This window comes from Terrirubrum flagellatum, assembly GCF_022059845.1.
GTDB lineage: Bacteria > Pseudomonadota > Alphaproteobacteria > Rhizobiales > Beijerinckiaceae > Terrirubrum > Terrirubrum flagellatum.
Genome location: NZ_CP091852.1, coordinates 148,910 through 173,053 on the forward strand (window position 1 = coordinate 148,910; position 24,144 = coordinate 173,053).

Genomic DNA, 24,144 nt, shown 5'->3' on the forward strand with positions numbered 1-24,144 from the left:
ACTGGCCATTTTCTCAGGGCCAGAATGCGCCGATAACTTGGTCAGGACAAGGAGACCGGAATGTACACGCCGCCCGCATTCAAAGACGATGACGTCGAGAGTGTCCGCGCCGCGATGCGGAACGCACGCCTCGCCAATCTCGTCACGTCGACCGCAAACGGGCTCTTCGCGACGCCGCTGCCGTTGTTCCTTGATGCGACCGAAGGCGAACACGGCGTTCTCTATGGCCATCTGGCGAAGGCCAATCCGCAGTGGCGCTCAGCGCCCGTCGGGGAGGGGCTCGCGATCTTCATGGGCCCGGAGGCCTATGTCAGTCCCTCCTGGTACGCCACCAAGCGGGAGACCGGGAAGGTCGTGCCGACATGGAACTATGTCGCCGTGCAGGCGCAAGGTCCGGTCGAGTTCTTTCATGAGCCGGATCGGCTGCTGGAGGTCGTGACGAGGCTGACCAATCTTCATGAAAGCCCGAGATCAGCGCCCTGGGCTGTCGATGACGCTCCCGCGGATTTCATCGCGTCTCAACTGCGCGGGATCGTCGGCGTGAGGATGGTGATCGCGAAGCTCTCGGGAAAGCGCAAGATGAGTCAGAACCGCAACGAAGCTGATCGCATCGGAGTCGCCGCCGGCCTTGGCGCAAGCGAAATGCCGCGGGATCGGGAGGCGGCTTCGCTCATTCCGACTTGAATCTCGCCAGTCATCTGGCGAAGGAGGGTGCGAGCGGCGCAAGCGCCTGATGTTTTGGAGCTGGCATGTTGAAACTCGCCTTTCCAATGATGCTCGCGGTCGGAGCGGGAATGAGTCTGGTGGTGCAACAGGCGCTGAACTCGAACCTTCGCACAGCGTTGCATTCAGCGGCGTGGTCCGGATTCATGAGCTATCTCGTCGGCGTCATCTGCATGGCGGCGCTCGCGATATTTCTTCAGGACCCGCTCCCGTCTGGAGTGATAGTCGCGCGCATTTCCTGGTGGTCATGGAGTGGCGGCCTGTTCGGCGCCATCTTCATCGGCCTCGGCATTCTGCTTGTGCCTCAACTCGGCGCAGCGACTTTCTTCGCTCTTCTGATTGCAGGGCAGATGCTCGGATCCCTCCTGTTCGATCATTTTGGCCTGCTCGGCGTTCCCGTGCATTCGATAAGCGCGACCCGCCTCATCGGCGCCGCGATGCTGGTGGGCGGCGTGGCCCTCATACGCATGTAGATCTGGGCGAGCGTAAGAGACGAATGGGCGAGCGATGATCAGCTTTCAAGCATTCCTCCTTTTCTTTGCGGCGGCGCTGGCTCTCGCCATCACGCCTGGTCCGGGAATCTTTTACGTCGCGGCGCGAACGCTCGCCGGCGGCCGCGCAGAAGGCGTGGCGTCGAGCCTGGGCACAGGATTGGGCGGCATGATCCATGTGATCGCCGGCGGCCTTGGCGTTTCCGCAATCGTGCTTGCAAGCGCCGAGCTGTTCACGGCGCTCAAGCTGATCGGCGCCGCCTATCTCGTCTGGCTTGGGATCCGCACGTTTCAATCGGCGCGGCGCAACGCTCCAACAGCGTTGGAGGATGGCGCCTCGGAGCCGCCGGTCGGCCCGCAGCGAGCCTTTCGCGAAGGCGTGCTGGTCGAAGCGCTCAATCCGAAGACGGCCGCCTTCTTCCTCGCCTTCATTCCGCAATTCGTCGATCCGGCGGGGGGTCTCGTCGCTTTCCAGTTCGCCGTCCTCGGCTTCATCTCCGTTGCGCTCAACACGCTCGCCGACATTGTGGTCGCCTTCATCGCGAGCCGCATTCGTGAGGGCGCGGCAGCGCGGCCTACGCTTATCCGCCGCCTTCGCGAAGCGTCGGGCTCAGCGATGGTTGCTCTCGGCGTCGGTCTCGCTCTGGCGAAACGTCCCGCTGGCTGAGCAGCGTTTTTCATCATCGTCTGAACGGACTACGGATCGACGGAGCCGCCGCTGCCGCGCGCCTTCGCAGCGCTACAGCATGGCGGCTCTGCAAAGCGCGCGTTGACGGTCCAAAACGGATCGGACACCTTGCGATCTCACGTAATTTCTCGCCTCGCCGCATCATGATGCGGTTGGATCATCCGGAAAGATTGGTGACGCGATGACGGTCGGCTCTTTCTTGCATGGCGCGGACGTTTCGGTGATGGATCGCCGGCGCTTCGTCGCCTCTTCAGGCGCGTTCACCGCGGCGCTGCTTGGCGGCGGCGCTCTCGCGCAGACGCGCAAGCGCGTCGTAATCGGCACCAACGCCGATGTGCAGATCTACAATCCACTGGTCAGCAACAGCCGCACCGACACCTGGATTCTCCAGCTCATGTATCCCCGGCTGATGCAGATGGACGCCAGCGGCGCCAAGATTCCCGCGCTCGCCAAATCCTGGGGCTATGACCCCGACGGCTTGAGGGCTCGGATGACGATCCGGGACGACTTCACCTGGTCCGACGGCAAGAAGGTGACGGCTGAAGACGTCGTGTTCACCGTGAACGCGGTCGCGAAAGAAAAGATCGGCGTCTCCGGCGGCTATACCGCAGGCATGAAGTTGGCTCGCGCGGTGTCGCCGACGGAGATCGAGTTCGAATTTTCCGGCGTGCGCGGCCCGTTTCTCGGCGGCATCGGCTTCTGGATGCCGATCGTGCCCGCGCACATCTTCAGCAAGGCTGAAAGCGTGAAGGCCTTCGCGAACGACAAGGATTGGGTGAGCGCCGGCCCTTACCAGCTCGTCAGCGTCGAGCCCGGCCAGCGCTACGTCATGCGCAGGACCGAGAGCTATCCGCTTGCCGCCGCGGGCAAGGCGAATGTCGAGGAGATAGAGTTCAGAGTTTTCCCTGATGTGAACAGCCAGGCGCTGGCGCTGCGCAGCGGCGATCTCGACATGGTGGCGACGACGCTGCCGTTCACGCTGGCGAAGAGTCTCGACAATGTGAACGGGCTGAAGGTGGCGACAGTTTCGTCGCTGGGCTGGAGCCACATTCTCTACAATGTGCGGCGCGCGCCGCTCAACAAGGTCGAGGTGAGGCAGGCGCTCGCCTACGCGGTCAATCCGGAGGCGATCCGGGCGGTCGCGTTGCAGGGGCAGGCCAAGGGCACTGGGTCGAGCGCGCTGAGCCCCGTCATCGCGCGCTATTTCGATCCCGGTCTCAAGGAATATTCCTATAATCCTGACAAGGCGCGCCAGCTGCTCGAAAGCGCCGGCTTCAAGAAGGGCAGGGGCGGGATGTATGAGGGCCTGTCCCTGTCGATGATCTTCGATCAGGCTGACCCCTATGTCTCGAACTGGGCGCAGATCGTGCGCGACACGAGCCGCGACGCGGGCATCGACATCAAGCTTTCAGGCAGCGAGCGCAACACCTGGCTGCAGCGGGCGCGCAACGCTGAGTTCGATCTTTACGCCGGCAACTGGTCGATCCTCGAAGATCCGCCAGCGAGCCTCGACCAGCTCTACCGCACCGGCTCCTTCATCAATTATGGCGGCATCGCTGATCCCGAACTCGACAAGATCTTGGATCAATGCGCCTCGGCGCTGACGCCGGAAGCCGCGCTGGCGCCGGTGCGCGCGGCGGCGAAGCTCGTGCATGAAAAGATGTATAACAATGTGCTCTATGTGCAGGAGTTCAATGTCGCCCACAACGCGAAGCGCGTGCAGGACCTCGAGCCGCGGCCCAGCGATCTGCTCTCGATCATCAATCCCGGCTCGCTCGCCAACATGAAGCTTGTGGGCTAGCCGGCCTTCGCCAGATCGCTTTTCTGATTTGCGTATGGCGCGACAGCGCGCCATGCGGCATGGAGCTTTGAATATGCCCAAAATCAAGATCAACGGCGCCATGCTGAATGTCGAGGTGCTTGGTCAGAAGCCCAGCGCGCCCGTCATGATCGTTCATCACGGCGCGCCGGGACTGGGTTCGCACGTCGAACCCAAGACGAGCTTTGGCCCTTTATCGGACGAGTATCGCGTCGTCGTGTTCGACGCGCGCGGTTCTGGCGCGAGCGAGGACGCGCCGCCCTTCAGTCACGAGCAATGGGTGGCGGATGTCGATGCGATCCGTGAATGGATCGGCGCCGAGAAAATCGTCATGGCCGGCGGCTCCTATGGCGGATTCATCGCCATGGAATATACGATCCGCCATCCCGATCGCGTGCGGGCGTTAGTGCTGCGCGATACGTCGCCCGATCGCGATCATGATCCGGCGGCGCGCGCGAACGCGTTGGCCTCACCGCGCATCAAGGTTGATCTCGACCTCTTCAATCGCATCATGGATGGCGAGATGCGCGACGACGCCGATCTCAAGGCGGCTTGGCGCCACATCCTTCCGCTCTACGATCATGACCTCGACATGAAGAAGGTGGAAGAGCGCGCCGAGAGGACGCCCTATCATTTCGTCACGCATAACTATGCGTTTTCGGTCAATCTCAAGAATTACGATCTCAAGGACAGGCTGCCAGGAATCAAATGTCCGACGCTGGTGACGGTCGGGCGGCATGACTGGATCACGCCCGTGTTCCAGAGCGAGAAGATCGCAAATCTGATCCCGAACGCGGAACTCGTGATCTTCGAAAAGTCAGGACATTCGCCGCAGATCGAGGAAGCGGACAAGTTCCAGGCGACCGTGCGGGCGTTTTTAAAACGTGCTCTGGCGTGAACGGTCACGTCATCCCGGGCGCGCTGCAACACGAAGTGATGCAGCGCAGACCCGGAATCTTTTTCAGTTAAATGCTCGTCCGACAATGGTCACGGATTAGCAGCGAACCGCTTCACGCTGCGCCACATCCGGGATGACGCTCTCCTTACCCTACCCCGATCGAATCCTTCAAAAACTCCCGCACCTCCGCTTGAAACGCCTCTGGCTCCTCGATTGGCGGCGAATGGCCTGAATTCTCGAAGACGCGGAAACGCGCCTGAGGAATACGTGCAACGATCGCCTCCGAGCACCAGACCGGCGTCACCGGATCGTGGCGGCCGACCACCACCAGCGTCGGACATTTGATGACGCCAAGCCTGTCCTTCACATCATAGGCGGGAAGGTTGGTCGAGAACGCATAATTATGCGTCTCATAGCGATAGGGAGTCGCTGCAGCCCGCGCCTCGACTTTCGCCGCGTCGTAATTGGCGTCATAGATGCGCAGCACCTTGCGCCAATATTCGTAAAACTCCTTGTTGTCTCGAACTTCGCCGCGCTTCACGCGCATGATCATCTCGGGATCAAGATCGATCTTGTCGCTGTTGAGGAAAGTCTGCGTCGATTGATCGCGATGCGAATTGTCGGGCGAGGTGTCGCGCAGGATCAGCGCCTTGAGCCGCTGGGGATGACGGACGGCGTATTCCATCGCGATGAACCCGCCATAGGAGCCGCCGGCGAGGACGAAACTCTCGACGCCCATATAAGCACGCACAGCGTCGAGATCGGCGACCCATTGCTCATGGGTGAAAGGCCGTTTGCCCTCGCTTTCGCCCGATCCACGCGCATCATAGACCACGACGCGGCAGATGTCGGCGAAGGCGCCGTAACCCGTCTTCGGTTCGGCGCGCGAGCCCAGTCCCGGCGCGCCGTGATGAACGATCATGACAGGCGCATCCGCTCTGTCGCCCAGGATTTCGAGTTCAAGCTCGTTGTCGTTGATGCGAACGCGCATGTTCCAGATTCCGCTCAGGCGATCACGACGTCATCAAGCGCGCGCGGATATTTCGTCATCCGCAGCGGCGCCTTGTCGATCACCAGCACGGTGTCCGAGATCCTGAAGCCGCCAAGCCCCGGCACATAGACGGCCGGCTCGCTCGACAGGATCATGCCCGGCTCCATCGGAGATGAATCTCCCGCCTCGATCCATGGCGGTTCGTGATTGCCGAGGCCGATGCCATGGCCGAGTCGGTGGCGGATATAGTCGCCGAAGCCGGCGCCGCGGATAATTCCGAGCGCGACTTCGTTTGGCGCCGCGCAGGGTTTGCCGGCGATCATGGCTTCGACGCCTTCATGCTGCGCCTCGCGCACAACCTCGTAGAAGCGGCGCTGCTCCTGAGTTGGTTCGCCGAGGAAAAAGGTGCGCTCGCTTTCCGCGAAGCGGCCGCCGACCGCGCAGCCAAGCGAGAGCATGAAGCAATCGCCAGGTTTCAGCCGGTCGCTCGACGGCATGCCATGGGGAAAGGCGGAGTTCGCGCCGGAATAGACCAGGCCTCCCGCCATCTTCGGCGTGAGGAAGAGGTCATCATGCTCTTCATGGATGACGCGCATGCCATGCCGCACGACATAGCCTGCGAGTTCCGCCTCGCTCGGCAGATCGCCAGCGCGGAATCTCTCGGCCACGAATTCCGCGCCCGCGCGCACCATATCGTCGGAAATTCGTGACGCTTCCTGATGCAGGACGATTTCCTCCGGCTTCTTCAGCAGGCGCATCCGGTCGATGATATCGCTCTCCTCCCACACACAATCGGGAAAAGCCTTCTGAAGCTGACGCAGCCGATGAATCTCCATGGCGCCGGAATAGCCGGCGCGGCCGCGGATCGAACCAATTGCGCGCGACAGCACGTCGAACGGTTTGTCGAGTCCGGGAAATTCGAAATAGGTGACGATCTCGGCTGCGGCTTTCTGCTTGCCCGCATATTCGCGCTCAAGCTCGGGAACGAGGAGATAAGCGCCCTTCTGCGTGATGGCGAAGGCCACCGGCCGCTCGTTCGGATAGTGCGAGAAGCCGGTGGCGTATGAGACGTCCTGATAGTGATCGACGATCAGCAGTTCGAGTCCGGATGCGCCGAGGCGTTCGCGCATTTCCTTCTGGAGCTGCGCGAAGAATTCGGGCTTCAGACGCTGTGAGAAGCTCATGGCGTGCCTTTCCTGATCCTGTTCATTCGCTGCGGACTTTGGGATTGCGCGCATCGTTGTAGGCGATCGAGATCAAAGTCGCGGAGACGACGAGCAGCAGGATCGCGAGCGAGGGAAACAAGGTTGTCCACCATGCCGTCGCCAGCGATCCCGAACGTTGCGCATTGTAGAGAATCTTGCCCCAGGACCAGGTGTCGGGATCGCCAAGTCCAAGGAAGGAAAGACCGGCCTCGGATAGAACGGCGCGCGATGCGGTCAGCACCACCGAGACCGAGATCATTGGCGCGACGGCAGGCAGCACATGCTTGCGCATGATCCAGACATGCGAACCGCCGATCACGCGCGCCGCATCGACGAAGGGCAGCCGAACCACCATCAGCGCCTGAGACCGCACCACGCGCGCCACTTCCGGCCAGGAGAAGAGCGCGATGACGATGATCAGGCTTTCGATGCTCGGGCCGATCAGCGCCGCAATCAGGATCATCAACGGCAAGACCGGCAGCGACAGGAAGAGATCGACGACAACGCCGAGCGCCGCGTCGAGCGAGTGGAAATAAGCGGCGCCCACGCCGACCGCGACGCCGATCAGGATCGCCAGCACGGACGCGCAAACCCCGATCAGCATCGATGTCCGGCCGCCCCAGACGACTTCCGCGAACACGTCGCGACCGAGCTCGTCCGTGCCGAACAGATGCGCCCATGTCGGTGGTGAGAAAATCGCGGTTCCGTATCCACGCGGATAGGCCGCGAGCCATGGCGCCGTGATGGCGAGAATAATGATCGCCAACATAACCGCGACCGCGGCGACGCCCAACGGATTCCGGAAGAAAGCGCGCGCGGTGCGCCGCGCCGCGCTGGCGTCCGCAGGCGCCGAGGCGGTTTCGACGCTAATGACGCCGTCTGCGACGCTCATGCCGTCCTCACGCGCGGATCAAGCAGGCCGTAGGCGAGATCGGTCAGGAAATTCGCGAGAACGACGGTCGCCGCCAGCATGACGAACGCGCCTTGCAGCACAGGAAAATCGAGTTGGCCGACCGACTCGAAAATCGCGCGCCCCACGCCGGGATAGGCGAAGATCGTTTCCGTCAGCACCGCGCCCGACACGAGGAAGCCAAGCTGGAGACCGACGAGCGTCGTCGTCGGCAGCAGCGCATTGCGCAGCGCATGTTTCCACACGATCGTGCGGCGGCTCGCGCCCTTTGCGCGCGCGAGATCGCAATAATCTTCCTTGAGACATTCGATCAAAGTGGCGCGCAGCGTGAGGACGTAAGAACCAAGCTGCACCAGCACGAGGCTCATGCAGGGCAGGGCGAGATGGCGCAGCACGCTGAGCGCCGCAGCGAACCCCGTCGCGTCCCGATCGATCGCGCCGCCGATGGGCAGCCAGCCCAGGATGATGCCGAAGAGATAGAGCAGAAAGATGCCGATCGACGGCACAAAGAAGGACTGGCCGATAACGCTGAACATCTGCAGCGCGCGATCGACAAACCCGTTGGCGCGCGTCGCAGCGGCGACGCCAAGCGGCACGCCGATCAGGATGGTGGCGACGAGCGCAGAGCCCGTCAGCAGCAGCGTCCAGGGCAGTCGCTCGATCAGCACCCGCACGACGGGAATCTGCTGGCGGAACGAGACGCCGAGATTGCCCTGCGCGAGTTCGCGCATATAGGCGCCGTATTGCACCCAGAGCGGCTGGTCGAGGCCGTAGAAGCGCAGAAGCTCAAGCCGCGTCGCTTCCGTCATGCCGGGATCGGCGACCGCCAGCGCGGGATCGCCGGGCAACAGGCGCACGAGCAGGAACGTCACGGTGACCGCGAACCATAGCGTGAGAGCGCCTCGCCCCAGCCGACGCGACGCAAAGTGGAACAGCCTCACGCCGCGCCTCCGCCCATTGCGACGTCCCGAAGGCGCGCATTCGGTATCAGTAGAGGAAATCGCGTTTCGGTCACTGAATAAAGTTGCAACGGGCCGGCGGCTCGGTCAATCAAAGGGCGATGTCTTTTGCACATACCTCGGAAGCCGCGCGGGAAGAGCAGCCGCAGGCTGCGACGGTCCCGGCGCTGGCCGTTTCGGGATTGTCGATCCGCTTCCGCTCCCGCTTCGGCGAGGTCGCGGCGGCGAGCGATGTGTCGTTCTCGCTCGCGCGTGGCGAATTGCTGGCGCTGCTTGGCGAATCCGGCTCCGGGAAGTCCGTGACAGCGCGCGCGACGATGGGTCTGCTGACGGGTCCGAATGTTGCGGTGCGCGCCGAACGCATCGCGCTCGCGGGACAAGATGTCGGCGCGCTCGATGAAGAAGGCTGGCGCGCGGTGCGTGGACGCCGCATCGCGATGGTGTTCCAGGACGCGATGTCCGCGCTCAATCCCGTGCTCTCCATCGGCGATCAGTTGGGCGAGACATTCCGCATCCATGAGGGATCGACGGCGCGCGCGGCCCGCGAGAAGTCGATCGAGTTGTTGCGGCTTGTCCGTATCCCGGCGCCGGAGCGGCGCATCGACGATTATCCGCACCAGTTTTCCGGCGGCATGCGCCAGCGCATCCTGATCGCGATGGCGATTGCGCTGCGGCCTGACGTGCTGATCGCGGATGAGCCGACGACAGCGCTCGACGTCACCGTACAGGCGCAGATTCTCGAACTGCTGGATGATCTGCGTCGTTCGCTCGGCATGGCCGTGCTGCTCATCACACACGATCTCGGCGTGGTGGCGAAAGTCGCGGATCGCGCAGTGGTGATGTATGGCGGCCGGATCGTCGAGACGGCGCCTGTGGTCGATCTCTTTGCGCGACCGGCGCATCCCTACACCGAGGGTCTGCTCGCCTCGATCCCCGGCGTATCCGAAAGCGAGGACCTGGTCGCCATTCCGGGATCGCCGCCCAATCTCGCGCGTTTGCCGCCGGGATGCGCCTTCGAACCGCGATGCCATCGCCGCGTGGCTCGCTGTGCGATGGAGCGGCCTCTGCTCAAGCCGCGAGGGCTGGAGCGCAGCGCCGCATGCTGCGTCACCGAGCCGGAGGCGCGCGCATGACCGACAGCGTGCTCGCTGCGACCGGCCTCGTGAAGGAATATGTGATCGGCCGCGGCCTGCTCTCCGGCGCGAAGCGTCTACGCGCCGTGGATCATGTCGATATCTCTGTGCGCGCCGGCGAGACGCTGGGCGTTGTTGGCGAGTCAGGTTGCGGCAAATCGACTTTGGCGCGCATGCTGGTGGGTCTCGAAACGCCTGACGCCGGCGACGTCGCTTTCGCCGGCCACTCGTTGTCGCGGCGCGATCGCAACGCGCGGCGCGACATCCAGATGGTGTTCCAGGACCCGTTCACGGCGCTCAATCCGCGCATGCTTGTCGCCGACCTCATCGGCGAGCCGATCGACGTCCATGGGCTCGCAAAAGGCCGCGCGGACAGGCGGGTGCGCATCGCGGAACTGCTGACGCTTGTCGGGCTCGATCCCGCGGTGATGAACCGCTATCCGCACGAATTCTCGGGCGGCCAGCGTCAGCGCATCGGCATCGCCCGCGCGCTGGCGCTCGAACCGAAAGTGCTTGTCTGCGACGAGCCGGTCTCGGCGCTCGACGTTTCGGTGCAGGCGCAAGTGGTCAATCTGTTTAAGTCATTGCAGCGCCGCCTTGGTGTTGCGCTGATCTTCATCGCGCATGATCTCGCGGTGGTCAGACATATCTCGCATCGCATCGCGGTGATGTATCTCGGACGCGTGGTCGAGATCGGCGACACGGCGCAAATCTTCGACCGGCCGGCGCATCCCTACACGCAGGCGCTCCTGTCGGCGATCAACGTCGCCGATCCCGTTCGCGCGCGCGAAAGCCGACGCATCCGGATCGAAGGCGATCCCCCAAGCCCGATCGATCTGCCTTCAGGCTGCCGCTTCCACACGCGTTGCTGGAAAAGCGATGGAGCGCGTTGCGTATCCATCGAGCCGCGCCTGGAAGGCCAGCGCGATGCGGCTCATCTTGCGGCCTGTCACTACAGCGGCGATCTGATCGGCGCGCGGAGCAGTTAGCCGCGCGGCTGACCGGGCGCAACGCGCACGACAGGCGGCCCGGCGTCGACGCGGCCGATGACCGAGGCGTGTGGATATCCCGCGGCCTTGATCATCGTCGTCAGATCGCTGGCGTGATCGGGGTCACAGGACACGAGGAGCCCGCCTGACGTCTGCGGATCGGTGAGAAGGTGGCGGCGCCAGTCGGGACAGTCGCCTGGCAGCACGATCGCCTCCTCGCCATAGCTCGCCCAGTTGCGATGCGAGGCGCCGGTGACGAAATTTTGCTGCGACAGCGCCGCCGCGTGCGGAAGCAGCGGCACAGCGTCGATGTCGATCACGAGCGTCGCGTCTGAGCCGCGCGCCATTTCGAGACTGTGGCCGAGCAGTCCGAAGCCGGTCACGTCGGTCATCGCATGGACGGCTCGATCCTTGCCGAGTTGCGCGCCGACCTTGTTGAGCAAAGTCGTCGTCGCGATCATCTCGTCATAGGCGCCGAATGGCAGCGCGTTTTTCTTGATCGCAGCGGAATAGACGCCGACGCCGAGCGGCTTCGTCAGGATGAGCGCGTCGCCGGGTCGGGCGTCGGCGTTGCGGCGCACCTCTTCAGCCTTGCACAATCCGATCACGGCGAGGCCGTAGACCGGTTCGGGGCAGTCGATGGAATGGCCGCCCGCCACGGGGATGCCCGCTTCGGCGCAGATCGAGCGCCCGCCTTCGAGAATGCGCCTCACCGTCTCAGGCGCGATCTTGTCGACGGGCATGCCGAGGATTGCGAGCGCCATGATCGGCGCGCCGCCCATGGCGTAGACATCGGAGATCGCATTGGTCGCGGCGATGCGGCCGAAGTCGTGGGGATCATCGACCATCGGCATGAAGAAGTCCGTGGTCGCGATGATGCAGGTTCCGTCGTCCTGCCGCCACACGGCCGCATCGTCGCCGGTCTCGAGGCCGACCAGCAATTGCTTGTAGGGATGAGCCGCTGTTTGCCCCGACAGCAGCGTCTGCAGCACGGCCGGCGCGAGCTTGCAGCCGCAGCCGCCGCCATGGGCGAGACTTGTCAGGCGGACCTGGGCGCCATCCATGCGTTCATCCTTATTGGGATCGAAAGGGAAAGGAGCACGCGTCGCATTCGCCGTCGATCGCGCTCGCATTCATGCGATGAAACGCGCGCCCTGGCTGGATGCGACTGGCGAAAATGAACTGCGATTTGGCGCCGTATTATTCCGGCGTCTTGGTTGGAGGAAACTGCTGAGGCGGTCCCTTGAGATCGACGCCGCTCGCGAGCGGCGGTTGATCGGCCGCGTCGCTCTTGTTCGTTGACGGGGAAATGGAGCCGGTCTTGTCCGGCTCCTTTGCGCCGCCGCCCCAGCCTGTGCTGCCGCGATTGTCCGGCTTCGTGCCCTCGCTGTGTGTCGGCGCGTCGGTCGGCGCAGACATGTGCTCCTGCGCCAGCGAAGAGAAGGGCGCGGACGCCAACAGGAAAGCTGAAAGCAGGGCGGCGATTTTCATGGCGATCTCCCGTCGGAGGAAATCGCCAAGGCGGCGTCGGGGTTCCCGGATATTCCATCCGCGCGGCCTGAGAGTGTTTGCTCACGCCGCAGTCAGTTCCTTCGACCGGATCATGTAACGGAACGCGTCCGGATCGAGACAGTCGAGGCGCGCATTGGCGGTCTCCGCCTGCGGATACATCAGGAAGCCCAGCCTTGGTCCGGACGAACCTGGCAGGGCGATGTCATGCGCGAAATTATAGGCGAGCCAGTTGCCTTCCCAGGCGCCAAACAGCGTCTTTCGAGCCGCCGCGACTTTCGGATCGCCAAGGGCGAGACTGGTCGCGGGCTCTTCCAGCACGACCTTGCGCACGTCAGCGGGATCGACAGGCGTCCAGCCCAATCCGGCAAGGAATACTTCAGCGCGGCAGTGCTGCGCCCTGGTGATGTTCTCCGAGCCCGCGCCAAGACTCTTGTATCCGAACTTCGACGGGGCGACGCGCACGCCATAGACGTCACGCGCGGGAATTCCGGAGGCGCGCGCGAGGCCAACATAGAGCGCATTCAGGTCGGCGCATTTGCCGCCGAGATTGCCGGATTTCAGCATGGCGGCGATGTCGCCGACGCCGCAGCCGCGCGTTGCGGCGTTCCGGAAGGTGTTCTCCACCACCCATTCATAGATGGCGCGAGCTTTCTCCACATCCGTCGCGGCGCCGGCGGTGATGCGGTCGGCGGTCTCCTTCACGACGCCGTCGGTCGGAATGAGATCCGTGCTTTCGAGATAAAGCGCGCGTTCGGCGGCCGACAGTGACGGGGCGTCGCCCGGTTGATTGAAATCGGTCGCGCGGTCGCGCGTTGCAATCTGGCTTGTCGCTTCCACGAAAGGCGCCTTCTCGCCCGCCGCGAATACGACATGCAGCATCTCCGACCCGTACTTCGGATCGCGGTGAAGGACGGCTTCCCCGTTCGTGCGCCACACATTGCCATTCGCCTGATGCCAGCCGTCCGCCTGCACCGACGGCAGCGGCATCCAGGCCTGCGTCGCGCCCGCGGCGCTAGCGATGTCGAGCCGCGTGGTAATCTCGAAACGCCGCCATGCGCCCGGCTGCGGCGTGAAATCAGGCGTCTGCGCCGCGGCGGCGCGCGGCAGCGCCGCCCCGGCCGAAAAGGCTGCGCCGGCTTTAAGAAGGTCGCGTCGATGAAGCGTCATGGTTCCCTCCTGAATGTCAGTTCTCGATGGCCGCCGGTTCGCCGGCGTTGATCCGGTCGATCAACTCCCGCGGAGCCAGTCCGTCCCAGGCGAAATCTCCTTCAACCCAAAGCCGCGGTTCGAGCCGCGCGTCGAGCACGATCGTCGATGGCAGAATGGTGATGCCCAAGGCCTTCGAGGCGGCGCGGGATTCATCGAGCAGCACCGGGAAATTCACCGGCCGTCCCTCGAGGAAGCGAAGCACGCGCGACTGCGGCTCGGCCACTGAGATAGCCAGAATGGAGAGCGGCGCGTCGCCGGCCCGTTCGGCGAAGCGGCCAAGCGCCGGCAACTCCTCGCGACAAGGCTCGCACCAGGTGGCGAAGAAATGCAGCACGACGACGCGTCCTCGCTGCGCAGCAAGATTTGCTGCAGCGCCGTCAACAGCGGAAAGGGCGAACGCGCGCGGGGATGCGTCTCCCGTCCAAGGTCGAAAAGACCGCTCAGCCGCGTCGGAGTTGAGAGGCAATAAAAATGCTGCAGCGCATGCAGCCAAAGCTGCGGCTACGCGCCAGAAGGTTGCGCCCCGCGCCGCGGGAGCACGCCGTGCGATCACGCAGCAGCTGTGACGACGTTGGCGCTGGCGGTCAACGGGCGTCGCCGCGCTGGCTTCCTATACTTTCATCCACTTTGACATTGGAACATCTCAAATCTACGCTGTGTTACAAAGAGTTGTGGCGCGTGACTCGCGCGCTCGCCGAAATGCCCCCGGTCGGGGCGCTGATTAGGGAGGAAGCCGAATTGACCATCGAACTCTCGCGGCGCCAGTTTGTCGTCGGCGCGAGCGCGGGGGTGGTGGGAACGACGCTTGGGGCGCTTGGTTTTGGAGACATCGAAAGCGCCTATGCCGCGGCGATCCGCCCCTTCAAGCTCGCGAGCCTGACGGAAACGCGCAACACCTGCACCTACTGCTCGGTGGCGTGCGGCATCATCATGTATTCGAAAGGCGATCGCACGAAGGGCGAGAAAGCCGAACTCATCCATATCGAGGGCGACTCCGATCACCCGACCAATCGCGGCACGCTCTGCCCGAAAGGCTCTGCGCTGCTTGACTTTGTCCATGCTCCGACGCGGCTCAAATATCCGATGCTGCGCAAGCCGGGCTCCGACAAGTTCGAGCGCATCAGCTGGGATCAGGCGCTCGATCGCATCGCGCGGCTGATGAAGGACGATCGCGACGCCAACATCATCGAGAAGAACAATGACGGCGTGACGGTCAATCGCTGGACGACGACAGGCGTCCTTGCGGCGTCCGCCACCACCAACGAAACAGCGTGGTGCACCTACAAGGTGGTGCGCAGCGCCGGGATCGTGGCGTTCGACAACCAGGCGCGTGTCTGACACGGACCGACGGTAGCCAGTCTGGCTCCAACATTCGGTCGCGGCGCCATGACGAACTCATGGACCGACATCAAGAACACCGACCTTGTCGTCATCATGGGCGGCAACGCCGCCGAAGCGCATCCCTGCGGCTTTAAATGGGTCACCGAGGCGAAGCACAGCCGTGGCGCCAAGCTGATCGTCGTCGATCCGCGGTTTACGCGCTCGGCCTCGGTCGCGGATTATTACGCGCCGATCCGGCAGGGCACGGACATCGCCTTCCTGCTCGGCGTGATCAACTACTGCATCCAGAACGACAAGGTGCAGTGGGACTACACAAAGATGTTCACCAACGCCTCCTACATCGTGAAGGAGGGCTTTGGTTATCAGGACGGGCTTTTCACCGGCTATAACGAGGAGAGACGCGACTACGACCGGTCGTCATGGGATTACGAGATCGGCGAGGACGGCTTCGTCAAGGTCGACGATACGCTTCAGCATCCGCGTTGCGTCTGGAATCTCCTGAAGCAGCACGTCGCGACCTATACGCCTGATCTGGTCTCGCGCATCTGTGGCACGCCGAAGGACAAGTTCCTGAAAGTCGCCGAGATGATTGGCGAATGTTCCACCAGGAACAAGACCATGACGTCGATGTACGCGCTTGGCTGGACGCAGCATTCAAAGGGCTCGCAGAACATCCGCGCCATGGCGATGCTGCAGCTCATCCTCGGCAATATCGGCGTGCGCGGCGGCGGTATGAACGCGCTGCGCGGCCATTCCAACATCCAGGGGCTGACCGACATCGGCCTGATGTCGAACCTCATCCCCGGCTATCTCACGATACCGACGGAGCGGGAGGCGACGTTTGACTCCTATATGTCGACGCGCGGATTCAAGCCGCTCAGGCCGGGGCAGACGAGCTTCTGGCAGAACTACAAGAAATTCTTCGTCTCGTTCCAGAAGTCCATGTGGGGCGCAGCGGCGACGGCGGAGAACAATTTCGGCTATGACTGGCTGCCGAAGCTCGACCTGCCGTCTTATGACATGCTGCGCATCTTCGACCTGATGCATCAGGGCAAGGTCAACGGATATGTCTGCCAGGGCTTCAACCCGCTGCTGTCAGCGCCGAACAGGCCGAAGCTGACGGCCTCGCTCTCGAAGCTGAAATTCCTCGTCGTCATGGATCCGCTCGAAACGGAGACAGCGCGATTCTGGGAGAATCACGGCGAGTTCAACAATGTCGAATCCTCAAAGATTCAGACAGAGGTGATCCAGCTTCCATCGACCTGCTTCGCGGAGGATGAAGGTTCTCTCGTCAACTCCGGCCGCTGGCTGCAATGGCATTGGTCAGGCGCGACGCCGCCGGGCGAAGCCAAGAGCGACGTCTGGATCATGTCGCAGATCTATCTGCGCATGAAGGCCCTCTATCAGAAGGAGGGCGGCAAGGTTCCCGAGCCGATCCTCAATCTGACCTGGAACTACAAGGACGCCAACGAGCCGACGCCGGAAGAACTCGCCAAGGAGCTTAACGGATCGGTCCTTGAAGATGTCGCGGACCCGAACGATCCGACCAAGGTCGTGCTGAAGAAAGGCGAGCAGCTCGCGGCGTTCGCGCTGTTGCGCGACGACGGCAAGACGGCGGCGGCCTGCTGGATCTATACCGGCTGCTTCACACAGGCCGGCAACATGATGGCCCGTCGCGACAACACCGATCGTGATGACACAGGCGCCTATCCCAACTGGGCGTTCTCCTGGCCGGCCAACCGGCGCGTCCTCTACAACCGCGCTTCCGCCGACATCAACGGCAAGGCGTGGGACGACACGCGCAAGCTGATCGAATGGGACGGGACGAGGTGGGCGGGCTACGACGTGCCCGACATCGCGCCCAACGCGAAGCCCGATCTCGTGATGCCCTTCATCATGAATCCGGAGGGCACGGCGCGGTTGTTCACGCGCGGCATGATGCGCGAAGGGCCTTTCCCGGCGCATTACGAGCCGTTCGAAGCGCCGATCGCCAATCTCGTCGCGCCGAAAGTCCGGGGCAATCCGGCGGCGCGCGTGTTCAAGGGCGACATGGAGCAGTTCGGCGATGCGAAGGAATTCCCCTACGCAGCGACGTCCTATCGTCTCACCGAGCACTTCCATTTCTGGACCAAGCATGTCCAGATCAACGCTTCGAACCAGCCGGAATTCTTCGTCGAGATCAGCGAGGAGCTGGCGAAAGAGAAGAATATCGAGCGCGGCGGCTGGGTCCGCGTCTGGTCGAAGCGCGGCTCGATCAAAGCGAAGGCGGTGGTGACGAAGCGCATCGCGCCCCTGATCTGCGACGGCAAGCCTGTGCATGTCGTCGGCATCCCCCTGCATTGGGGTTTCGTCGGCGCGGCGAGGAAGGGCTTCGGTCCCAATTCGCTGACGCCCTTCGTCGGCGACGCGAATATCGAGACGCCGGAGTTCAAGGCGTTCCTCGTCAATATCGAGCCGACGACGGCTCCGGCGTCTGTCTGAGGGAGGAGATCGATCATGTTTCCCCCGATCCCCAATCCCGACCTGAAGGCGGCGACGAAATTCGGCGAGAAAGATCTGATCCGCCGCTCCGCGTCGCGCGTCGCGGAGCCTGCGCAAAAATTGACGCCGATGGCGAAGCTCATCGACGTCTCCAAATGCATCGGCTGCAAGGCGTGCCAGTCGGCCTGTCTCGAATGGAACGATCTGCGCGAGCCGGTCGGCTTCAATGACGGCACCTACAACAATCCGCCTGATCTGACGCCGACCAGCCTGACGGTGATGAAATTCACCGAATGGGTAAATCCGGAGACGAGGAATCTGGAATGGCTGATCCGCAAGGACGGCTGCATGCATTGCGCCGATCCGGGCTGCCTGAAGGCGTGCCCGGCGCCTGGCGCCATCGTGCAATACTCCAACGGCATCGTCGATTTCGTGCATGAGAACTGCATCGGCTGCGGCTATTGCGTGAAGGGGTGCCCGTTCAACATCCCGCGCATCTCCAAGGCAGACAGCAAGGCCTACAAATGCACTCTGTGCTCCGATCGCGTTTCGGTCGGCCAGGGTCCGGCCTGCGCCAAGGCGTGCCCGACGCAGGCGATCGTGTTCGGCACGAAGGACGAGATGAAGCAGTGGGCCGACGGCCGCATCAAGGATCTGAAGTCGCGCGGCTACAAGAACGCCGGGCTTTACGATCCGCCGGGCGTCGGCGGCACCCACGTGATGTATGTGCTCCATCACGCCGATCAGCCGGAGATTTACGCCGGCCTGCCCAGGGATCCGCGCATCAGCCCGCTGGTCGAGATCTGGAAAGGGGTGGCGAAATATGCGGGGCTTGCGGTGATGGGCGCTTTCGCCGTGTTCGGCGTGCTGCATCACGCCGTGATGGGTCCGAACCGCGTGACGCGCGAGGATGAAAGCGCCGCCAAACAGCTCACGGAGACGCAGTCATGAGCGCTGACGAAATGCGCGCTGACGAGGCGAAACCGGGAGAGAGCGTTCATCGCGGCGACCCCGTTGTCGTCGATCGCTACACCGCCGGCGCAAGGATCAATCACTGGATTACGGCGGCTTGCCTCATCCTGTTGGCGATCTCCGGGATGGCTTTGTTTCATCCGAGCCTGTTTGGGCTGACCGCTCTGTTCGGCGGCGGCCAGGCGACGCGCGCGATCCATCCCTGGATCGGCGTAGTGCTGTTCTTCTCCTTCTCCGGCCTGTTCCTGCGTTTCTGGCGGCTCAATCTGTGGAAAGGCGCCGACACGACGTGGCTCGCGCGCCTCAACAAGGTTCTCGGCAACCGCGATCACGAAGATCCCGATCTCGTCGAGATCGGCAAATACAACGCCGGCCAGAAGATGGTCTTCTGGGGCATGACGCTGTTGATCCTGACGCTGATCGGCAGCGGTCTCGTGATCTGGGATGAATATTTCGCATCCTACACCACGATCACGCAGAAGCGCCTCGCGGTTCTGCTCCATGCCGGCGCTGCGGTCGCGATCATCTGCATCTGGATCGTCCATGTCTACGCCGCGATTTGGGTGCGCGGCACGATCAGCGCCATGACGAAGGGCCAGGTGACCGGCGGCTGGGCGTGGCGGCATCATCGCAAATGGCTGAGGGAGCTTGTCACGGGCGGTCCTCGCCCGGCAGAATGAGCGCGCGCCCGCGTCCGGCGGGCGCTCGGCGCTGAACGTGGCCCGTGTGGTTCGTGAGGTAGCAATTGAGTGAGTCAGGCGCGCCATCGCGCGAGCCCATTCCCATCGGCGAGATCGCCGCTCCGCCTTTCGCGCGGCTTCCCGAACCGGAAACTCATTTCCGTCTGCGCGCCCAACGTTTCGCCCTGCTCTCGCAGGGACATCAGCTCGAACCCTATTTGCGCTTCATGGCTGGCCTCGCTGAAGCGCAGCATCGTTGTCAGCCCGGCCTGCCGGAGCCGAGGCTGCCTCAACAGGAGCTTCGGGAGCGCGCCCGTCAGCACGCTATGCCGCCGCTCGATCGCGCAAAGTCGATCGACGCGACATTCGAGGCCACGCTCGACTCGCTGTTCTCGCTTGCGCCTGAGATCGAGATGCCCGCGGCGGCGCGCGAGGCGCTTGATCGCGCAACGCGCATGGACGTTGCCGCGCGCAACGTGATGATCGATGACATCCTGTCGAACGCGACCGCTGTCGAGCGGCTTGGCGAACGCGTGTTCTTCGCGGCGGCGTTGCAGGTGCATTTCGCGCGCCTTGCGGCCCGGCTCGACGCTGACAGGCTCGTTCCGGTCGGTGACGGCGTCTGTCCGGTCTGCGCGTCGCCGCCGGTCAGCAGCATGGTGGTGGACTGGCGCGGCGCCAGCAACACCCGCTTCTGCGCCTGCTCGCTATGCGCGACGCTCTGGCATGTCGTGCGCATCAAGTGCGCGTGTTGCGCCTCGACGAAAGGGATCGCCTATCGCGAGATCGAAAAGGGGCCGGGCTCCGGGATCATCCGGGCCGAGACTTGCGAGTCCTGCCATTCCTACATGAAGATTTTCGAGCAGCGAAAGGAGCCGTCTGTCGATCCTGTCGCGGACGATGTTGCAAGTCTGGGCCTTGATCTTCTCGTGCGAGAGGCCGGCTATCGGCGGGGAGGCGTCAACGCCTTCCTGCAAGGCTACTAGCGACAGCGGAACGCTTCATGAGCGCGCGCGCAAAAGAAGAGCCTGTCGCCAAGCGTCCGCCTTCGGTCGACGCAGTGATGCGCACAACGGTCGCAATGGCGGCGGCGGCGCAATATGGCAGGCCGATTGTGGTTGAAGCGGTGCGCCAGACGATCGCCGCCGCGCGCGCCTCGGGAGCGCCGACCGAACCAGAACGTCTTGCAGCGATTGCGACAGAGCGCGTAGCGATTAATTCACAATTGAATCTGCGTCCTGTCTTCAATCTCACCGGCACGGTGCTGCACACCAATCTCGGACGCGCGCTGATCGCGGAGGAGGCGATCGAGGCGGCGGTCGCCGCCATGCGCTCGGCGGTCGCGCTGGAGTTCGATGTCGACAGCGGCCGACGCGGCGAGCGCGATGATCATCTTCGTGGGCTCCTGCGTGAGCTTACCGGCGCCGAGGACGCGACTGTCGTCAACAACAACGCCGCCGCAGTGCTTCTCGCGCTCAATACTTTCGCCGGGGCGCGCGACGCCATCGTTTCGCGCGGCGAGTTGATCGAGATCGGCGGCGCGTTCCGCATGCCTGACATCATGGCGCGTGCGGGCGCGGCGCTGATCGAAGTCGGCACGACAAACCGCACGCATCCCAAGGACTATATTTCCGCGATCAGCGAACGGACGGGCCTCATCCTCAAGGTCCACACATCGAACTATCGCATCGAAGGCTTTACGACGGAGGTGCCGGCGCGCGATCTCGCGAAAATCGCGGTGAAGCATCGGGTCACGCTGATGAATGATCTCGGCTCGGGCACGCTGATTGATTTGCGCAGGCTGGGCCTCGCGCCGGAGCCGACTGTCGCGGAAGCTGTCGCCGAAGGCGCCGATCTCGTTACATTTTCCGGCGACAAGCTGCTGGGCGGGCCGCAGGCCGGCTTTATTGTCGGGCGTAAGGATCTCATCGAGCGCATCAACCGCAACCCGATGAAGCGCGCGCTGCGCGTCGACAAGATCAGGCTCGCGGCGCTCGAAGCCACGCTCAAGCTCTATCGCGATCCCGATCGTCTTTCGCAGCGCCTGCCGACGATGCGTCTGCTGGCGCGGCCGAAGGCCGACATTGCAGCGCTCGCCGCGCGCATCGCGCCTGCTGTCGGCAAGTCGGTCGGCGATCGCTTTATCGTCGAGGTCGTCGAGTGCGCCAGCCAGATCGGTTCCGGCGCCTTGCCGGTCGACAGCGCGCCGAGTGCGGGGCTGCGCATTGCGCCCGCGTCAAAAGCAGGCGGGCGGGCGCTCGACGCGGTCAGCGCCGCCTTCCGGCGGCTTCCCATTCCCGTGATCGGACGCATCGAGAAGAGCGCGCTCGTGTTCGATCTGCGCTGCCTCGAAGATGAAGCGGGCTTCACCGCCAACCTCGCCTCGATCGACATAAAGGAGCCGCGCGATGCGCTGGCTTGATGCGATCAGAAAGCGGCGAATCGAGCCGTCGGACGCGCGGGCGCAGATGGCTGAGGCGCTCGATCTGGCGGCGCGCGGCGATCATGAAGCGGCGCTGGCGATCTGGTCGCCGCTCGCTCATGCCGGCGTCCCGCGCGCGCAGAATAATATCGGCGCCTGCTTCGCCGAAGGGCTGGGAGTTGAACGCGACCCTGCGCTGGCGCTGAGATGGCTGACGCTCGCCGCGGAGAATCGCGATCCTGTCGGCCAGCGCAATCTCGCCGCTCTCTATTTCCGTGGCGATGCGACGGAGCCTGATCTTGAGCGCGCGGCGGAGCTCTATCGCGCCGCGGCCGAGGCAGGCGACGCGCCGGCGCAAGACATGCTGAGCTGGATGCTGCTGGAAGGCGAAACGATCGCGTTCGATCCGGTCGAAGCGCGCCGCTGGGCCGAGGCCGCCGCGGCGCAGGGCGTCGCCTCCTCCATGACGCGTCTCGGCATGATCTATCACAACGCGCTCGGCGTGGAGCGCGACGCGCGCATCGCCGCCGAATGGTGGGCGAAGGGCGCGGCCGCAGGCGACGCCGACGGCCAGGCGATGCTGGGGGCTGCGTTCCATCTCGGCGCTGGCGTCCCGCAGGACGCCGTCGCCGCTTTCGCGCTTCTTCTGCGCGCGCGAAAGGGTGGCAGCGCGCTTGCCGATCCCTTCTTCGATGTTGCGCGCCGCGCATTGAATGACATCGAGCTGCGCGAGGCCGAGTTTCGCGCCAGCGCGCCTCTACCCGAGATCGCGATATGATCGTCGGCACGGCGGGTCATATCGATCACGGCAAGACATCGCTCGTGCGCGCGCTGACCGGCGTCGACACCGATCGGCTTAAGGAAGAAAAAGCGCGCGGCATCTCGATCGAGCTGGGCTTCGCCTATTTGCCCGCGCCTGACGGCGACGTGATTGGCTTCATCGATGCGCCAGGCCACGAGAAATTCATTCACACCATGCTGGCCGGCGCGAGCGGCGTCGATTTTGCGTTGCTGATTGTCGCCGCCGATGATGGCGTCATGCCGCAGACATCGGAACATGTAGCCATCCTCGACATGCTCGGCGTCAGGCGCGGCGTCGTTGCGCTGACAAAGAGCGATCTCGTATCGCCGGAACAGCTGTCCGAGGTCAGCATCGATATTGCACGGCTGCTCGCGCGCACGGTGCTCGCAGGCAGTGACGTGATCCCCGTGTCGAGCGTGACAGGCGAGGGGATTGATGATCTTCGCGAGCGGCTCTTCGACGCGGCGCGCGCGACTTCGACAAAGCCCGCCGACGGCCGCTTCCGCCTCGCTGTCGACCGCTCGTTCACGCTGGCCGGGATTGGAACCGTCGTGACAGGCACGGTTCTTTCAGGCGCGATCACGGTACAGGACAAGGGGTTGATCAGCCCCTCCGGGCTTGAAGCGCGGGTGCGTTCGATCCATGCGCAGAACCGCGCCTCGGAGCGCGGCGTCGCGGGCCAGCGCTGCGCGCTCAATCTCGCCGGCGATGGAATCACGAAAGAAGCGATCGCGCGCGGCGACATGATCGTCGATCCGGCGCTGCATGCGCCGACCGATCGCATCGACGTCACGCTGCGGCATCTATCCTCGGAGTCGAAGCCGCTCGCGCAATGGACGCCGGTGCGATTCCATCATGCAGCGGTCGAAGTCGGCGCGCGCATCGTGTTGCTCGGCGATGAGCCCATCGCGCCGGGATCGGAAGCGTTCGCGCAACTCGTTCTGGAACGGCCAGTCTGCGCCGCAGTTGGCGATCGCTTTGTCATTCGCGACACGACGGCGCAACGCACGATCGGCGGCGGCGCCCTCATCGATCTGCGCGCGCCGGCGCGTAAGCGCCGCACGCCTGAACGCCTTGCGCAATTGCGCGCATCCGCTCTGCGCGAACCGTCCCAAGCTTTGGCGGCGCTTCTCACATGCGCGCCATTCGCCGTCGATCTGACAGGCTTCGCGCGCGACCGCGCTCTGTCCTCCATGCAGATCGAGAGCATCGTTGAGAGGCTCGAGGTGATCAGTGAGACCGTCGAAGGGCGCGACATCGCTCTCTCGCTTGCGATCTGGCGGAGCTTTGTTGCGAATCTGCATGCTGTTCTCGGAAGGTTTCACAGCGACAATCCCGACCTGCCTGGCGTCGGCCTTGAGCGGCTGAAGCTTCAGCTTGAGCCTCGCCTGCCGGCGCCGGTTTTTCGCGCCTTTCTCCGCCGTCTGGCGAAGGACGCGACGATCGCGCTCGACGGCGCCTGGGTGAGGCTTGCAGGCCATGAGACGCGGTTAGCGCCCGAGGACGAAAAAATCTGGGCCCGCATCGAGCCGCTTCTCTCGGGGGATGAGCGGTTTCGACCGCCGCGCGTCCGCGATATCGCCAATCTCCTTGCCGCGCATGAGGCGGATATCCGTCGCATTCTGAAAATCCTGAGCCGCATGGGCCGCGTCGACGAGATCGCCCATGATCATTTCTTCCGGAGGCCGACGGTCGCCGAGATGGTGGATATCATCGCCAGGATCGCGGCCGGCGCCGAAGGCGGACAATTCACGGCGGCGCAGTTTCGCGATCGCGTCGAGAGCGGGCGCAAGGTCGCCATCCAGATTCTCGAATTCTTCGATCGTCACGGCGTCACGTTGCGGCGCGGCGATCTGCGCCGCGTCAATCGACATCGACTTGATCTGTTTCGTGTCGTCGTCGGAGACGAAAACACAACC

General features: G+C 63.8%; 21 protein-coding genes and 1 pseudogene. 14 read left to right on the top strand and 8 right to left on the bottom strand.

The features are described from left to right. Positions 1 to 60 precede the first annotated feature (60 nt). The 5 genes from L8F45_RS27205 to L8F45_RS27225 all read left to right on the top strand — a co-directional run bounded on the left by L8F45_RS27205 (position 61) and on the right by L8F45_RS27225 (position 4,619). The gene (locus tag L8F45_RS27205; protein WP_342363891.1) at positions 61 to 684 is read left to right on the top strand and encodes an FMN-binding negative transcriptional regulator; all 624 of its coding nucleotides are present in this window, start codon (positions 61 to 63) and stop codon (positions 682 to 684) included. Positions 685 to 749: 65 nt separating this feature from the next. Next, positions 750 to 1,196, top strand: a complete 447-nt coding sequence (locus tag L8F45_RS27210) for a DMT family transporter (RefSeq protein WP_342363892.1) — start codon at positions 750 to 752, stop codon at positions 1,194 to 1,196. A 34-nt stretch (positions 1,197 to 1,230) separates the two neighbouring features. Continuing rightward, positions 1,231 to 1,881, top strand: coding sequence for a LysE family translocator (locus L8F45_RS27215; protein ID WP_342363893.1), 651 nt, complete (start codon positions 1,231 to 1,233; stop codon positions 1,879 to 1,881). Positions 1,882 to 2,083: 202 nt separating this feature from the next. Beyond that, positions 2,084 to 3,703, top strand: coding sequence for an ABC transporter substrate-binding protein (locus L8F45_RS27220; RefSeq protein ID WP_342363894.1), 1,620 nt, complete (start codon positions 2,084 to 2,086; stop codon positions 3,701 to 3,703). 73 nt (positions 3,704 to 3,776) lie between these two features. Further along, on the top strand, positions 3,777 to 4,619 hold the full coding sequence (locus tag L8F45_RS27225; protein ID WP_342363895.1) for an alpha/beta fold hydrolase: 843 nt from the start codon (positions 3,777 to 3,779) through the stop codon (positions 4,617 to 4,619). A gap of 145 nt (positions 4,620 to 4,764) precedes the next feature. Here L8F45_RS27225 and L8F45_RS27230 read toward each other — a convergent pair whose 3' ends face one another. The 4 genes from L8F45_RS27230 to L8F45_RS27245 are packed head-to-tail and all read right to left on the bottom strand — an operon-like array spanning position 4,765 to position 8,666. Beyond that, positions 4,765 to 5,610, bottom strand: a complete 846-nt coding sequence (locus L8F45_RS27230) for an alpha/beta fold hydrolase (protein ID WP_342363896.1) — start codon at positions 5,608 to 5,610, stop codon at positions 4,765 to 4,767. 14 nt (positions 5,611 to 5,624) lie between these two features. Beyond that, complete coding sequence (locus L8F45_RS27235; RefSeq protein ID WP_342363897.1) at positions 5,625 to 6,794, bottom strand: M24 family metallopeptidase; 1,170 nt, start codon at positions 6,792 to 6,794, stop codon at positions 5,625 to 5,627. A 22-nt stretch (positions 6,795 to 6,816) separates the two neighbouring features. Beyond that, positions 6,817 to 7,707: an ABC transporter permease gene (locus L8F45_RS27240; RefSeq protein ID WP_342363898.1), complete on the bottom strand. Its 891-nt coding sequence runs from the start codon at positions 7,705 to 7,707 to the stop codon at positions 6,817 to 6,819. Next, positions 7,704 to 8,666 (bottom strand): ABC transporter permease, encoded by a 963-nt coding sequence (locus L8F45_RS27245; protein ID WP_342363899.1) that lies wholly within the window; start codon positions 8,664 to 8,666, stop codon positions 7,704 to 7,706. Before L8F45_RS27245 ends, L8F45_RS27240 begins: the two co-directional genes overlap by 4 nt. A 119-nt stretch (positions 8,667 to 8,785) precedes the next feature. Here L8F45_RS27245 and L8F45_RS27250 point away from each other — a divergent pair, with 119 nt between their 5' ends. Continuing rightward, on the top strand, positions 8,786 to 9,817 hold the full coding sequence (locus tag L8F45_RS27250) for an ABC transporter ATP-binding protein (protein WP_342363900.1): 1,032 nt from the start codon (positions 8,786 to 8,788) through the stop codon (positions 9,815 to 9,817). Next, positions 9,814 to 10,806, top strand: a complete 993-nt coding sequence (locus tag L8F45_RS27255) for an ABC transporter ATP-binding protein (RefSeq protein WP_342363901.1) — start codon at positions 9,814 to 9,816, stop codon at positions 10,804 to 10,806. The genes L8F45_RS27250 and L8F45_RS27255 overlap by 4 nt, the downstream gene beginning before the upstream one ends. On the opposite strand, the gene selD is transcribed toward L8F45_RS27255, so the two are convergent. The 4 genes from selD to L8F45_RS27275 form a co-directional block, all read right to left on the bottom strand. After that, entirely contained in the window at positions 10,803 to 11,870 is a 1,068-nt protein-coding gene (gene selD / locus L8F45_RS27260) for a selenide, water dikinase SelD (protein ID WP_342363902.1), read from the bottom strand. The genes L8F45_RS27255 and selD overlap by 4 nt on opposite strands. A 136-nt stretch (positions 11,871 to 12,006) precedes the next feature. Beyond that, entirely contained in the window at positions 12,007 to 12,297 is a 291-nt protein-coding gene (locus tag L8F45_RS27265) for a hypothetical protein (RefSeq protein ID WP_342363903.1), read from the bottom strand. 81 nt (positions 12,298 to 12,378) lie between these two features. Continuing rightward, positions 12,379 to 13,485 carry a transglutaminase-like domain-containing protein gene (locus L8F45_RS27270; RefSeq protein ID WP_342363904.1) on the bottom strand — a complete coding sequence of 369 codons (1,107 nt, stop codon included), beginning with the start codon at positions 13,483 to 13,485 and terminating at the stop codon, positions 12,379 to 12,381. A gap of 16 nt (positions 13,486 to 13,501) precedes the next feature. Continuing rightward, complete coding sequence (locus tag L8F45_RS27275; protein ID WP_342363905.1) at positions 13,502 to 14,080, bottom strand: TlpA disulfide reductase family protein; 579 nt, start codon at positions 14,078 to 14,080, stop codon at positions 13,502 to 13,504. A 146-nt stretch (positions 14,081 to 14,226) separates the two neighbouring features. On the opposite strand from L8F45_RS27275, the gene fdnG reads away from it, so the two are divergent. From fdnG to selB, 7 genes and pseudogenes are all read left to right on the top strand, one after another. Next, on the top strand, positions 14,227 to 17,349 hold the full coding sequence (gene fdnG / locus L8F45_RS27280; RefSeq protein ID WP_425330059.1) for a formate dehydrogenase-N subunit alpha: 3,123 nt from the start codon (positions 14,227 to 14,229) through the stop codon (positions 17,347 to 17,349). Positions 17,350 to 17,364: 15 nt separating this feature from the next. After that, positions 17,365 to 18,300, top strand: coding sequence for a formate dehydrogenase subunit beta (fdxH, locus tag L8F45_RS27285; RefSeq protein ID WP_342363907.1), 936 nt, complete (start codon positions 17,365 to 17,367; stop codon positions 18,298 to 18,300). Beyond that, the gene (locus L8F45_RS27290) at positions 18,297 to 19,001 is read left to right on the top strand and encodes a formate dehydrogenase subunit gamma (protein ID WP_342363908.1); all 705 of its coding nucleotides are present in this window, start codon (positions 18,297 to 18,299) and stop codon (positions 18,999 to 19,001) included. The genes fdxH and L8F45_RS27290 overlap by 4 nt, the downstream gene beginning before the upstream one ends. 65 nt (positions 19,002 to 19,066) lie before the next feature. Continuing rightward, the gene (gene fdhE / locus L8F45_RS27295) at positions 19,067 to 19,987 is read left to right on the top strand and encodes a formate dehydrogenase accessory protein FdhE (protein WP_342363909.1); all 921 of its coding nucleotides are present in this window, start codon (positions 19,067 to 19,069) and stop codon (positions 19,985 to 19,987) included. 17 nt (positions 19,988 to 20,004) lie between these two features. Further along, positions 20,005 to 21,423 carry an L-seryl-tRNA(Sec) selenium transferase gene (selA, locus tag L8F45_RS27300; protein ID WP_342363910.1) on the top strand — a complete coding sequence of 473 codons (1,419 nt, stop codon included), beginning with the start codon at positions 20,005 to 20,007 and terminating at the stop codon, positions 21,421 to 21,423. Then, positions 21,410 to 22,201: a tetratricopeptide repeat protein gene (locus L8F45_RS27305; protein ID WP_342363911.1), complete on the top strand. Its 792-nt coding sequence runs from the start codon at positions 21,410 to 21,412 to the stop codon at positions 22,199 to 22,201. The genes selA and L8F45_RS27305 overlap by 14 nt, the downstream gene beginning before the upstream one ends. Next, positions 22,198 to 24,030 (top strand): annotated as a pseudogene (gene selB, locus L8F45_RS27310) (selenocysteine-specific translation elongation factor); the annotation flags it as partial. The gene L8F45_RS27305 and the pseudogene selB, both read left to right, overlap by 4 nt. Positions 24,031 to 24,144: the final 114 nt, after the last annotated feature.